Source organism: Streptomyces cyaneochromogenes (genome assembly GCF_003963535.1).
Lineage (GTDB): Bacteria > Actinomycetota > Actinomycetes > Streptomycetales > Streptomycetaceae > Streptomyces > Streptomyces shaanxiensis.
Window position 1 is genome coordinate 9,978,417 of record NZ_CP034539.1, and the last position, 13,245, is coordinate 9,991,661.

General features: G+C 70.4%; 11 protein-coding genes. 4 read left to right on the plus strand and 7 right to left on the minus strand.

From position 1 onward, the window contains the following. Positions 1-2 precede the first annotated feature (2 nt). From EJ357_RS44805 to EJ357_RS44820, 4 genes are all read right to left on the minus strand, one after another. Entirely contained in the window at positions 3-1,364 is a 1,362-nt protein-coding gene (locus EJ357_RS44805) for a maltokinase N-terminal cap-like domain-containing protein (protein WP_126398197.1), read from the minus strand. Positions 1,365-1,397: 33 nt separating this feature from the next. Further along, positions 1,398-3,122: a maltose alpha-D-glucosyltransferase gene (gene treS / locus EJ357_RS44810; RefSeq protein ID WP_126398199.1), complete on the minus strand. Its 1,725-nt coding sequence runs from the start codon at positions 3,120-3,122 to the stop codon at positions 1,398-1,400. 5 nt (positions 3,123-3,127) lie between these two features. After that, positions 3,128-5,134 (minus strand): alpha-1,4-glucan--maltose-1-phosphate maltosyltransferase, encoded by a 2,007-nt coding sequence (locus EJ357_RS44815; RefSeq protein ID WP_126398201.1) that lies wholly within the window; start codon positions 5,132-5,134, stop codon positions 3,128-3,130. Between the two features lie 71 nt (positions 5,135-5,205). Beyond that, the gene (locus tag EJ357_RS44820; protein WP_126398203.1) at positions 5,206-5,508 is read right to left on the minus strand and encodes a DUF5133 domain-containing protein; all 303 of its coding nucleotides are present in this window, start codon (positions 5,506-5,508) and stop codon (positions 5,206-5,208) included. 298 nt (positions 5,509-5,806) lie between these two features. Between EJ357_RS44820 and EJ357_RS44825 the strand changes: the two genes are divergently transcribed. Together EJ357_RS44825 and glgX are read left to right on the plus strand one after the other, a co-directional pair. Then, the gene (locus EJ357_RS44825; protein ID WP_126398205.1) at positions 5,807-6,319 is read left to right on the plus strand and encodes a pep a2; all 513 of its coding nucleotides are present in this window, start codon (positions 5,807-5,809) and stop codon (positions 6,317-6,319) included. Further along, positions 6,316-8,472 (plus strand): glycogen debranching protein GlgX, encoded by a 2,157-nt coding sequence (gene glgX / locus EJ357_RS44830; protein WP_175647757.1) that lies wholly within the window; start codon positions 6,316-6,318, stop codon positions 8,470-8,472. The genes EJ357_RS44825 and glgX overlap by 4 nt, the downstream gene beginning before the upstream one ends. Positions 8,473-8,508: 36 nt before the next feature. On the opposite strand, the gene EJ357_RS44835 is transcribed toward glgX, so the two are convergent. The 3 genes from EJ357_RS44835 to EJ357_RS44845 all read right to left on the minus strand — a co-directional run bounded on the left by EJ357_RS44835 (position 8,509) and on the right by EJ357_RS44845 (position 10,664). Continuing rightward, positions 8,509-9,213, minus strand: coding sequence for a response regulator (locus EJ357_RS44835; protein ID WP_126398207.1), 705 nt, complete (start codon positions 9,211-9,213; stop codon positions 8,509-8,511). A gap of 124 nt (positions 9,214-9,337) precedes the next feature. Beyond that, positions 9,338-10,132 carry a CBS domain-containing protein gene (locus EJ357_RS44840; RefSeq protein WP_228472803.1) on the minus strand — a complete coding sequence of 265 codons (795 nt, stop codon included), beginning with the start codon at positions 10,130-10,132 and terminating at the stop codon, positions 9,338-9,340. Between the two features lie 34 nt (positions 10,133-10,166). After that, the gene (locus EJ357_RS44845) at positions 10,167-10,664 is read right to left on the minus strand and encodes a cyclic nucleotide-binding domain-containing protein (protein ID WP_126398209.1); all 498 of its coding nucleotides are present in this window, start codon (positions 10,662-10,664) and stop codon (positions 10,167-10,169) included. A gap of 595 nt (positions 10,665-11,259) precedes the next feature. Here EJ357_RS44845 and EJ357_RS44850 point away from each other — a divergent pair. Both EJ357_RS44850 and EJ357_RS44855 read left to right on the plus strand, forming a co-directional pair. Beyond that, positions 11,260-12,177, plus strand: coding sequence for a universal stress protein (locus EJ357_RS44850; RefSeq protein WP_126398211.1), 918 nt, complete (start codon positions 11,260-11,262; stop codon positions 12,175-12,177). A gap of 22 nt (positions 12,178-12,199) precedes the next feature. Further along, a complete protein-coding gene (locus EJ357_RS44855; RefSeq protein ID WP_126398242.1) occupies positions 12,200-13,240 on the plus strand; it encodes a zinc-dependent alcohol dehydrogenase in 1,041 nt (346 codons plus the stop codon). The last annotated feature ends 5 nt before the right edge of the window (positions 13,241-13,245 follow it).

Genomic DNA, 13,245 nt, shown 5'->3' on the forward strand with positions numbered 1-13,245 from the left:
GGTCAGGCTCCTCTCACGGCGAGGCGTTCGATCGCCGCCATCGGTACGGGCAACCAGTCGGGTCGGTGCCGGGCCTCGTACAGCACCTCGTACACGGCGCGGTCGGTCTCGTAAGCACGCAGCAGGCCGTGCTTCTTGCGCGGGTCCCATCCGGCGCGGTCGGCATAGCCCGCGCAGTAGGCCTCCCGGCAGCGGCGCGCCCACTCCGGACGCCACGGACGGCGCTGCCGGGCGGCGTAGTCGAAGGAGCGCAGCATCCCGGCGATGTCCCGCACGGGGGAGTGGACGGCACGCCGCTCGGCGAGCGGACGGGACGGCTCGCCCTCGAAGTCGATGACGAACCACTCACGTCCGGCCCGCAGCACCTGACCCAGGTGCAGGTCACCGTGGATGCGCTGGGCCGGCGGCCCGGGATCGCAGGCGGCGAGGGCGCCGAAGGCGGTGCGCAGGCCGGGGACATAGGGCTGCAGCGCGGGGACGAAGTGCGCGGCGTTCTCCAGTCGCTCGGTCATCGCCGCCGCCGTACGGCCGTTCTCGCCGAGGCCCCGCGAGGGGAAGGCCGACGCCAGCGCCAGATGCACCTCCGCCGTCGCCCGCCCCAGCTGACGGGCCTCCGCCGTGAAGTCGCCGCCCGAGGCCAGCGCGTCCAGCGCCAGGGTCCAGCCGTCGGAGGCGTCCCGCAGGAACGGCTGGAGCACCCCGAGGGTCGCCTCGCGCGGATGCGTCGTGCGGAACCAGGCCACGGGGGCCGGCACCCGGCGGCAGCCCTGCTCGGCCAGCGCGCCCGGCACCTCCAGGTCGGGGTTGACGCCCGGCTGGATGCGCCGGAAGAGCTTCAGGATGAACGCGTCGCCGTACACCAGCGAGGAGTTGGACTGCTCGGCGTCCAGCACCCGTGGCACCAGCCCGGCGGGCACGGTCACCGACGGGTCCGCCTCGAACCGCAGCGGGCCCGACGGACCGGGGTGCCGCAGCCGCTCCAGGAGCAGCTGGGCCGACCGGGGGTCCTGCAACGCGTCGAACACCGTCAGACCGGCCAGCGGCCCCTCCTCGGCCCGCCCGATGAGCGCCCGGCCGAGCCGCGGCGACAGGTGCTGCCGTACGCCGATCAGCAGCTGGTAGCAGTCACCGGCCGGGGGCGTGCCGCCCGGGGCGGGCACCGCCGAGTGACCGGCGTGCACCAGCAGATGCAGACAGCCCGGGAACAGCTCCGTCATCGACAGCAGCGACAGATCGGTGACGGGCCGGTCCTTGCCCGCGAACCAGCGCTGCCGTGGCAGCCACTCGCGCAGCAACCCGGCGAGCGAGGCCATCGGGTCGGCCTCGACCGTACGGGTCGGTCGGGGAGATGCGGTCTTCTGCATGGTGACGCGTCCTTTCCTCGGCAGGCTCAGAGCTCAGGCTGAAAGCCGTCGGCCGATGCGGGATGCGACTCGGGAGAGCCGGAACCAGTAGAAGCCGTGGCCCCCGAGGGTCAGCAGATACGGCAGTTCGCCGATCGCCGGGAAGCGGACCCCGCCGAACAGCTCCACCGGGTGGCGTCCGCTGAACTCGCGCAGGTCGAGTTCGGTGGGCTGCGCGAAGCGCGCGAAGTTGTTCACGCACAGCACGAGGTCGTCCTCGTACTCGCGGAGGAAGGCGAGGACCGCCGGGTTGGAGGACTGCAGTTCCGTGTAGGTGCCGAGTCCGAAAGCTGGGTTCTGCTTGCGGATCTCGATCATCCGGCGGGTCCAGTGCAGCAGGGAGGACGGGGAGGCCATCGACGCCTCGACGTTGGTCACCTGGTAGCCGTAGACCGGGTCCATGATCGTGGGGAGGTAGAGCTTGCCCGGGTCACAGGTGGAGAAGCCGGCGTTGCGGTCCGGGGTCCACTGCATGGGGGTGCGGACGGCGTCGCGGTCGCCGAGCCAGATGTTGTCGCCCATGCCGATCTCGTCGCCGTAGTAGAGGATCGGGCTGCCCGGCAGGGCGAGCAGCAGCGCGGTGAACAGCTCGATCGAGTGTCGGTCGTTGTCGAGGAGCGGGGCCAGCCTGCGCCGGATGCCGATGTTGGCGCGCATGCGGGGGTCCTTGGCGTATTCCGCCCACATGTAGTCGCGTTCCTCGTCGGTGACCATTTCGAGGGTCAGCTCGTCGTGGTTGCGCAGGAAGATGCCCCATTGGCAGCCGGAGGGGATGGCCGGGGTCTTGGCGAGGATTTCCGAGACCGGGTAGCGGGATTCCCGCCGTACGGCCATGAAGATCCGCGGCATCACCGGGAAGTGGAAGGCCATGTGGCACTCGTCGCCGCCGCTGCGGAAGTCGCCGAAATAGTCGACGACGTCCTCCGGCCACTGGTTGGCCTCGGCCAGCAGCACCGTGTCCGGATACATCGCGTCGATCTCACGGCGCACGCGCCTGAGGAACTCGTGCGTGGCGGGCAGGTTCTCGCAGTTGGTGCCCTCCTCCGCATACAGGTAAGGAACGGCATCGAGCCGGAAGCCGTCGATTCCCAGGTCCAGCCAGAACCGCAGGGCGGCGAGGATCTCCTCCTGAACTGCCGGGTTCTCGTAGTTCAGGTCGGGCTGGTGGGAGAAGAAGCGGTGGAAGAAGTACTGCTTGCGGACCGGGTCGAAGGTCCAGTTGGAGGCCTCGGTGTCGACGAAGATGATGCGCGCGTCGCCGTATGCCTTGTCGTCGTCGGCCCACACGTAGTAGTCGCCGTAGGGGCCGTCGGGGTCTTTCCTCGACTCCTGGAACCACGGGTGCTGGTCGCTGGTGTGGTTCATGACGAAGTCGATGATGACCCGCATTCCGCGCTGGTGGGCGGAGTCCACGAATTCCACGAAGTCGGCGAGGTCGCCGAATTCTGGGAGTACGGAGGTGTAGTCGGAGACGTCGTAGCCGCCGTCCCTCAGCGGTGACTTGAAGAAGGGTGGCAGCCACAGGCAGTCGACGCCGAGCCATTGCAGGTAGTCGAGTTTGGCCGTCAGGCCTTTGAGGTCGCCGACGCCGTCGCCGTTGCTGTCCTGGAAGGAGCGGACCAGGACCTCGTAGAAGACGGCGCGCTTGAACCAGTCCGGGTCACGGTCCTTGGCAGGCGTGTCCTCGAAGGTGTCCAGCACGGGCTCGTTGACGGTCATGACGCTCAAGACCCTCCGGTCTGCGGTGGCGATGCCTGGACGTGGAGCACGTGCGCGGGTGCCCTTCCGGGCTCCAGGCGTACGTAGTTGGTCCGGCCCCAGCGGTAGGTCTCACCCGTCAGTTCGTCGTGCACGGACAGGGAGGCATCCCAGTCCAGGCCGAGGTGCGGCATGTCCAACGAGACCGTGGCCTCCTGGGTGTGGTGGGGGTCGAGGTTGGCGACCACCAGAACCGTGTCCGGGCCCTGCCGTTTGGAGTAGGCGATCAGCGCGTCGTTGTCGGTGTGGTGGAAGCGGAGGTTCCTGAGCCGGTGCAGTGCGGGGTGGCTTCTGCGGATGGCGTTGAGCTGCGTGATCAGGGGACTGATGGTGCGGCCTTCGCGTTCGGCGGTTTCCCAGTCGCGGGGGCGCAGCTGGTATTTCTCCGAGTGGAGGTACTCCTCGCTGCCGTTGCGCAGGGGGGTGTTCTCGCACAGTTCGTAGCCGCTGTAGATGCCCCAGGTGGGGGAGAGGGTGGCGGCGAGGACGGCGCGGACCTCGAAGGCGGGGCGGCCGCCGTTCTGGAGGTAGGCGTGCAGGATGTCGGGGGTGTTGACGAAGAAGTTCGGCCGCATGTAGGCCGCCGCCTCACCCGACAGCTCCGTCAGGTACTCGGTGAGTTCCTGTTTGGTGTTGCGCCAGGTGAAGTAGGTGTAGGACTGCTGGAAGCCGATCTGGGCCAGGGTGTGCATCATCGCCGGGCGGGTGAAGGCCTCGGCGAGGAAGATGACGTCGGGGTCGGTGCGGTTGATGTCGGCGATCACCCGCTGCCAGAAGACGACCGGTTTGGTGTGCGGATTGTCCACGCGGAAGATCCGCACCCCGTGGTCCATCCAGTGCCGCAGGACGCGCAGCGTCTCTGCGGTCAGGCCGTCCATGTCGGCGTCGAAGGCGATGGGGTAGATGTCCTGGTACTTCTTCGGCGGGTTCTCGGCGTAGGCGATGGTGCCGTCGGGGCGGTGGTGGAACCACTCGGGGTGTTTGTGGACCCAGGGGTGGTCGGGCGAGCACTGCAGGGCGAAGTCGAGGGCGATCTCCAGGCCGAGTTCCCGCGCGGCGGCCACGAAGGCGTCGAAGTCCTCGAGGGTGCCGAGGTCGGGGTGGACGGCGTCGTGGCCGCCTTCGGGGGAGCCGATCGCCCAGGGCACACCGACGTCGTCGGGACCCGCGGACAGGGTGTTGTCGGGGCCCTTGCGGAAGGTGGTGCCGATGGGGTGGATGGGCGGGAGGTAGACGACGTCGAAGCCCATCGCGGCGATCGCGGGCAGCCGGCGGGCGGCGGTGGTGAAGGTGCCGTGGGGCTGCTCTGGGGTGCCTTCGGAGCGGGGGAAGAACTCGTACCAGGAGCCGTACAGGGCCCGTTCGCGTTCGACCAGCAGGGGCAGCGGGTCCGAGGCGGTGACCAGGTCCCGCAGCGGATACCGCCCCAACACCGCGTCCACGTTCGCCGCGAACGCCGCCTCCAGCCGCGACACGGGGGGCAGCGAGTCGTCCCGCAACGCCTCCGCGGCGGCCAGCACGGTTGCCCTCCCCGCGTCGTCGGGCACCGAGGCCGCCGCACGCTCGTAGAGTTCGCCGCCCTCCTCCAGGACCAGTCCGACGTCGATCCCGGCCGGAACCTTGATACGGGCGGTGTGGCGCCAGGTGGCCACCGGATCGCCCCAGGCCTCCACGTGAAACGTCCAGTTGCCCACTGCGGGAGGCGTGACCTTGGCTCCCCAGCGATCGCTGCCCGGAGCCAGCTCGTGCATCGGCGTCCACGGGCCGGGACGGCCGTCCGGGTCGGTCAGCACGACATTGGCGGCCACCGCGTCATGGCCCTCCCGGAACACGGTGGCGGTGACCTCGAAGGTCTCTCCCACGACCGCCTTCGCCGGATGCCTGCCGCACTCCACGGCCGGCTGTACGTCCCGTACCGGGATGCGGCCGATCGTCCCGGTCCCGCGACCGGTCCTCGTCTTGGTCCTGCCCATGGTTCACCTCCACCGTGCTCGAGGCCGGGCCCAAGGCCCGGCCGGGTTTTCCGAACTGTGCCGGACGGCGGCTATCTCCCCGCGAGGAAACGCCACCGCCGTGATCTCGCCGGACCCCTCCGCGTCACGGCACGCAGGTGGGGCCTTTCGTCCTGCTCCCGGAGGTAGGCCGCCGGGGTGATGCGCAGATACCGCTCGGCCGCGTCCGCGGCCTCGCGCGCGCAGCGCTTCCCCATCAGCACGCACAGGGTGTAGCCGGCGTCCTCGAACGTGGCGCGCACCGCGTGGTCGGCCGGGGCCGCGAGCATGGCACGCTCCCAGGCCCGGTATCGCCGCAGTTGCCGGGCGACTTCGGCTTTTGCCGGTAGCAGCATGGCGCCGTACACCTTCCGGGCTGCTCGATGACGCGTCTCCCGCCGTCGGGCGGAACCCGCGCGCGTACACGCACGGGTTCCGTTACGGGCATCGAGGTCTTCACACATGGTGCATGGTCGATGACTCAGCGTCCTGTTGGAGCTTCAACTACCTCGGATGCCCGCTCGTGTTGCACGAATGGCGTACCGCCCTCACCCTGAAGTGACTCAGAAGCGATCGGCGCTCACGCTCCGTGCTCGGGGCTCGTCCCGCAGGGGCGAGGAGAGCGGGAGCATTCGCGGTGAGGAGGTAACGACGGTGAAGACCGCAGTGCCCTGCTACTACCACCTCGACGTGGAAGTCAGCCCCGAACGGGTGGATCAGGTCAGCCGAATTCTGGCCGCTCACCTCCGGTACTGGGACCTGGAGACGCTTGTCGAGCCCGTCCGCCACGGCACGGAGATGCTCTTGAGGGTCATCGACGAACACGCGACGGACAAGAACACCTCGATCGAGATGTGGTGGAACGGCCAGCACCTCATCACCGCCATCGGTGACAACGACCGTGCCCTGCGCCCGGACCACGAGCTGCGTGCCTGCCTGCAGCACCTCGCCGCGATGAGCGACGGCTGGGGGTGCTGCGCCACCGAGACCGGGAGCAAGGTCATCTGGTTCTCGCAGCGCGCCCGGGCCGGCGAACGTGCCCCGCTCGTCCCGGCGGCGCCCGCACCCAGCCTGCGGGAGGCGCGCGGTGTGCCCCGCGAGGTGCCCGTCACCGCGCTGGCCGAGGCACCGGGCATCCGCGACGATGCCCTCGAGGAGGCCCGGTGACGGCGAGACGACGCCGCAAAGACGTGAGCAAAGGGGTGCCCGCCTGGAGCGGGCACCCCTATCCGCTGGGAGCCGCCTTCGACGGACAGGGCACCAACTTCGCCCTCTTCAGCGAGGTCGCCGACCGTGTCGACCTCGTCCTCGTCGACGACAAGGAGCGGTACACGCCGATTCCGCTCACCGAGGTCGACGGCTTCGTCTGGCACGGCTATCTGCCCGGCGTCGGCCCCGGACAGCGCTACGGCTACCGGGTCCACGGCCCCTGGGCCCCGGACCTGGGTCACCGGTGCAATCCGGCGAAGCTGCTGCTCGACCCGTACAGCAGGGCGGTGGACGGCCGCGTGGACAACCACGCCTCCCTCTTCGAGCGCACCCCGGACGCCCCGTCCCCGGCCGACAGCGCCGGGCACACCATGCTCGGCGTGGTGACCGAGCCGTACTTCGACTGGGGCGACGACCGACCGCCCCGGCGGCCGTACGCCGACACCGTCATCTACGAGGCGCATGTCCGCGGCCTCACCCGCACCCACCCCGACGTCCCGCCGGACCTGCGCGGCACCTACGCCGGTCTCGCGCACCCCGCGGTCGTCGAGCACCTGACGTCCCTCGGGGTGACCGCCGTCGAGCTGATGCCGGTCCACCAGTACGTCCAGGACGGCGTACTGCTCGACCGGGGCCTGGCCAACTACTGGGGCTACAACACGATCGGCTTCTTCGCGCCGCACAACGCCTACGCCGCCCACGGCACCCGCGGCCAACAGGTCAACGAGTTCAAGTCCATGGTGAAGGCGCTGCACGCGGCCGGCCTCGAAGTGATCCTCGACGTCGTCTACAACCACACCGCCGAGGGCAACGAACGCGGCCCCACCCTCTCCTTCCGCGGCATCGACAACGCCTCGTACTACCGCCTCGTGGACGGCGACTGGGGGCACTACTACGACACCACCGGCACCGGCAACAGCCTGCTGATGCGCCACCCGTACGTTCTGCAACTCATCATGGACTCGCTGCGCTACTGGGTCACCGAGATGCACGTCGACGGCTTCCGCTTCGACCTCGCGGCCACGCTGGCCCGCCAGTTCCACGAGGTGGACCGGCTCTCGGCGTTCTTCGACCTGATCCAGCAGGACCCGGTGATCAGCAGGGTCAAGCTGATCGCCGAGCCGTGGGACGTCGGGGAGGGCGGCTACCAGGTGGGCAACTTCCCGCCGCTGTGGTCGGAGTGGAACGGCAAGTACCGCGACGCCGTACGGGACTTCTGGCGCGGCGAGCCCGATTCGCTCGGCGAGTTCGCCTCCCGGCTGACCGGCTCCTCCGACCTGTACGCGCACAGCCGGCGCCGCCCGCGCGCCAGCGTCAACTTCGTCACCGCGCACGACGGGTTCACGCTGCGCGACCTCGTCTCGTACAACGACAAGCACAACGAGGCCAACGGCGAGGGCAACCGGGACGGCGAGAACCACAACCGCTCCTGGAACTGCGGCGCGGAGGGCGAGACCCGAGACCCGGCCGTGCTCGGGCTGCGCGCCCGCCAGCAGCGCAACTTCATCGCCACGCTCCTGCTGTCCCAGGGCATCCCCATGCTCTGCCACGGCGACGAACTCGGCCGCACCCAGCGCGGCAACAACAACGCCTACTGCCAGGACAACGAGGTCTCCTGGATCGACTGGCGCCACACAGACGACCAGCGCGATCTCACCGACTTCACCCGCTACGTCATCGCCCTGCGCGCAACCCACCCGGTCCTGCGCCGCCGCCGCTTCTTCCAGGGCGAAACGCCGACCCACCCCGAACAGCCACTGCCCGACCTGGTGTGGCTGCAGCCCGACGGCCGCGAGATGACCGACACCGACTGGAACCGCCCCGACGCCCACTCCCTGGCCGTCTTCCTCAACGGCGACGCCATCGCCGAACCCGACTGGTGCGGCCGCCCCGTGGTGGACGACTCCTTCCTGCTGCTGCTCAACAGCTACTGGGAGCCGGTCGAGTTCCAGCTCCCGGACATCACCTACGGCGAACGCTGGACCACCCTGATCGACACGGCCGAACCCCAGGGTCCTCCGGACGAGTCGGAGCACAAGGCGGGCACGGCCCTGCTGATCGAACGCCGCAGCCTGGTGCTCTTGTCGCGACCCTCGCGTACGACGTCCTGAAAGCGCGCGAGGACCGTGGCCCCGTCCGGCCGGTGTTCACGTCGCGGGTCGGTCGCCGGTGGTCGGTGGCTGTTCCACGTGGGAGGCCAGGACCGCGGCCTGGACACGGCGCTGGACGCCGAGTTTGGCCAGGAGGCGGGAGATGTGGTTCTTGACGGTCTTCTCCGAGAGGTAGAGCTTCTTGCCGATCTCGCGGTTGGTGAGGCCGTCGCCGATGAGGGCGAGGATCTCCCGCTCGCGGGGGGACAGGCTCGCCAGTTCCGGGGCGACGGCCGGCGTCTCGGCGGGCTCGGCCCGGAGGGTGCGCATCAGACGGGCCGTGGTCGTGGGGTCCAGCATGGACTGGCCCGAGGCGATGGTGCGGATCGCGGAGACCAGGTCGGAGCCTTTGATCTGTTTGAGGACGTAGCCCGCGGCGCCGGCCATGATGGCGTCGAGCAGGGCGTCCTCGTCGTCGAACGAGGTCAGCATCAGGCAGGCCAGCTCGGGCATCCGGTCGCGCAGTTCGCGGCAGACGGTGATGCCGTCGCCGTCGGGGAGGCGTACGTCGAGCACGGCGACGTGGGGGCGCAGTGCCGGGCCGCGGACGAGGGCGTGCTCGACGGTGTCCGCGTCTCCGACCACGGAGATGTCCGGTTCGGCGTCGAGGAGGTCGGTCAGGCCCCGTCGTACGACCTCGTGGTCGTCCAGCAGGAACACGCGGATCGGGTTCTGCTCGCTGAAGCGGTGTGGCTCGGTCATGACGACCCCTCGTTCCCCGGTGGCTCACGGTCTGCCGACCACGAACTTCTCATGATGCCGATCATTGCCCGCCGGGTCCGGATGTACTAGGGCCGACTGGCCCACTCGGCCGTGAGGCGCTCCCTCACCGGCCCCATGGTCCAGGGCCGGATGCCCTGCCACCACAGATCGGACGATCGCGTCTGGCATCCCAAGCGGTCGCTTCGGCGGAACCGCCGGACCGGAGCCGGACTCCCGCGCCCGTCATGTCCGGCGAGCCGCCACCGTCGGCATCACGGTGGCCTTCCAGCGCGAAGGAAACGTCCACGACGCCTTCCACGGCGCGCACCAGACGCGCGGCCACGGGAATGAGGGACGTGTCCCGGACACGACCGGTCAGCTTCACCGCTCCGTCGTGCACCTGGACCCGGATCGCCGAGCCGGGCGACGGGAAGAGGCGGGTCACGACCTCGCACCGCACCTCCTCGGCGATCTCGTCGTCGCCGCGCAGGAAGACCTTGAGCAGGTCGGACCTGCTGACGATGCCCTCCAGCATGCCCAGCTCATTGACCACCGCAAGCCGCTTGACCCTGGCGTGCGCCATGGTGCGGGCGGCCTGGGCCAGTGTCGCGTCCGGGCGGGTGGTGAGCGCCGGGGAGGTCATCAGCTCCTCCGCGGTGATCGCGCCGGCCTTCGCCAGGTCGGACAGGCGGCGCAGCTGGGTGTACCGGTCGGGGTCGCTGTCGCGGAACTCCTCCCTGGGCAGCAGGTCGGCCTCGGAGACGAGGCCGACGACGCGGCCCTCGCCTTCGAGGACGGGCAGGGCGCTGACCTTCCAGTCCTGCATCAGCTGCACGATCTCCTTGAAGGCGGCCCTGCGGCCGACGGCGGCGACTGTGTGGGTCATGACGTCGCTGACGATGTGAGGGGTGCCGTGCATGGTGGCTCCTTGCTCGCTGCGGGTCGCGTGGTGGTCACACGTGGCTGCCGGCGCCGTAGGGGGCGTACAGGTCCAGCAGCCGGGCCCGGGCGGCGCGCAGGCGGTGGGCGAGCACGTCACCGACCCTCCCCCACTGCCTTAAGGGCGTGGGAGGTGCCCCCAGGGCGACGGCGTGGCCCATGGCCGGATCGTCCTGGCACATCGCTCGGACGGCCGTGGCGTCGAACTCGTACGCCCGCACCGGGGTCGTCGCCTCGGCGCCCAGGTGCCAGACGTGCGGTGTGAAGAGCCAGGACCAGCCGATGAGTTCGTTGTGCTGGAGGGTCTCGATGACGGCCGCGCGGCGGCCGGGCACTCGCATGTCGAGTTCGACGGTGCCCGTGCGGATGATCCAGAAGCGGTCGGCCCGGCTGCCCTCCTCGAAGAGGCGCGTCCCTTGCGGGAAGGACACCTCGCGGGCGACGCGCATCAGCCGCTGCCGGTGCTCGGCGGGCAGGGCGCGCAGCATGCTGGGCGTGGGCGTGGTGATCATGGCGTGCCTCCCGACGGGCTGCAGGGACTTCCACGGCCAGCGTGTCCCCGGGGGCGGGCGGGCCATGGGCCGTCCGGCCCGTCGAGGCGGGCCACCCGACTCCGGCCGGGGAGACCTACGGCACCCTCCCGCGAACCCGACGAGGCCGTTCCGGCGGTCACGTTCGTGGTGAGCGCTGTGCTTGATGAGCCTGCCGTTGTCCACCGGCGCGCCCACCGCCATGAGAGGTGGACCGTTCCCGGCCGGGCATGCACCCCACCGGCCCCTGAGGACAGGGCCGTTCAGCCCTACGGCCACGGACCTTCGGCCTGGGGCGGCTGCCCTCCGCCGCCGCCAGAGTGATGAGCGGCGGGCACCGACCGGACCGTCCCCATCTCCCCGAAGGGATCACCGACGAACCGTTCGTGGCTGCGCTGACCGGGGGGGGAGGAGGGGGAGGTGCGGTGGGCCCCGCGGTGGGCCCACCGCACCGAGTAGGACCGGACAGGGCCCGTCGGACAGGGCCGGTCGGCCCTCGGGAGGGACCTGCGGCCTCTGCCGGGTGCGTCGTCGCAACACGAAGCTGCAATCGGCACCACTGATTCAGGAGGGAATCATGACCCGCACCGTCACTCTCAGTGTCACCGTCGGCCTCGACGGCTCACGTGAGAGCCGCGCGGCGGCCGAGTGGGCGGCCCGGGAAGCACAGTTGCTCGGGTTGCCGCTGAAGCTGGTCCATGTCTGGGAGCCGGTACCGGCACCCATGGCGCAGGCCCCACTCCTCGGCGCCGAGACCCAGCAGCACTGGAGCGAACGCGTGCCCCGCGAGGCGGCCGAGGGCATCCGGGTACGCCACCCGGGCCTCGACGTCATCACCGAACAGCTCTCCGGCCGGCCCGCCGACATGCTGGCCGACGCGGCGCAGGACGCCGAACTGCTGGTCCTCGGCTCCCGCGGACTGAGCGGGTTCGGCGGCTTCATGCTCGGCTCGGTCGGACTCGCGGTCGTGGCACACACCGAGCGGCCGGTCGTCCTGGTCCGCGCCGACCAGCAGGCCGCCGACGAGCACGAGACGGACCCCGCCGGCATCCCGTCCGCCGCGACACCGTTCCGGCCTGTCGTCCTCGGTCTCGACATCGAGAGCCCGGACGAGGAGCTGATCGAGTTCGCGTACACCGCGGCCGCCCGCCGCGGTACCTCCCTGCGGGTGGTGCACGGCTGGAACGTGCCCCCGTACTACGCCTACGGCTTGTCCGCCGACCTCGAACTGCACGGAGCCCTGGAACGGGCCGAGGCCAACGCCCTGACCGAGCTCCTGCGTCCGTGGCGCAAGAAGTTCCCGGACGTCGAGGTCACCGCAGAGACCCACTACGGGACCCCCGCCGGCCACCTTGTCGACGCCTCCCGCGAGGCCTCCCTGGTCGTCGTGGGCAAGCGCATCCGCCGCAGCCCGATCGGCACGCACATCGGTCCCGTCACCCACGCCGTCCTGCATCACTCGATCGCCCCGGTCGCTGTCGTTCCGCACCACTGACGCAACCCGAGGAGCAGAAACCATGAAGGCAGCGGTCGTACGAGCCTTCGGCGAGCCCCTGGTCATCGAGGACCGCCCCGACCCCGAGCCCGGCCCCGGCCAGGTCCGCATCCGGGTCGAGGCCTCCGGGCTGTGCCACACCGACATCCACGCCGCCCACGGCGACTGGCCCGTCAAGCCCAGCCCGCCGTTCGTGCCCGGGCACGAGGGCGTGGGCCTCGTCGAGAAGCTCGGCGAGGGTGTCGCCCACCTGAGCATCGGCTGGGGGTCCCCCCTCTGGGGGAGGGTCGCCGTGCCGTGGCTCGGCAAGGCCTGCGGCCGCTGCGAGCACTGCCTCTCCGGCTGGGAGACGCTGTGCGAGCGGCAGATCAACACCGGCTACGGCTGCGACGGCGGCCACGCCGAGAAGATGCTCGCCTGGGCCGACTTCGCCCAGCCGGTGCCGAAGGGCGTCACCGCCGTCGACGCCGCCCCGCTGACCTGCGCCGGTGTGACCACGTACAAGGCGCTCAAGGTCGCCGGCGTCAGCCCCTCTCAGCTCGTCGCGATCTCCGGGATCGGCGGACTCGGTCATCTGGCCGTGCAGTACGCGAAGATCGCCGGGGCCACGGTGGCGGCCATCGACGTCACCGACGAGAAGCTCGAACTCGCCGCCGAACTGGGGGCCGACCTCGTCATCGACGCCCGCAAGCACGACGTGGGCGAGGTGCTGAAGCGGTACGGAGGCGCCCACGCGGCGATCGCGCTCGCGGTGAACGAGGACGCGTTCGCAGCCGTCAACTCGGGGCTGCGGCGTGGCGGCAAACTCGTCATGGTCGCCCTGCCCGCGCACGGCGCCCTTCGGATCCCGGTCTTCGACACCGTCCTGAACGGCACCTCGGTGATCGGCTCGATCGTCGGCACCCGGCAGGATCTCGCCGAGGTCTTCCAGCTGCACGCGGCCGGCCGCACCGAGGTCATCTGCGAGACCCGCCCGCTGAGCTCCGTCAACGAGTCCATCGACGAGGTGCTGCGCGGCCAGGTCAAGGCCCGGATCGTCTTCGACCTCGGCACGGGACGGTGAGGGCG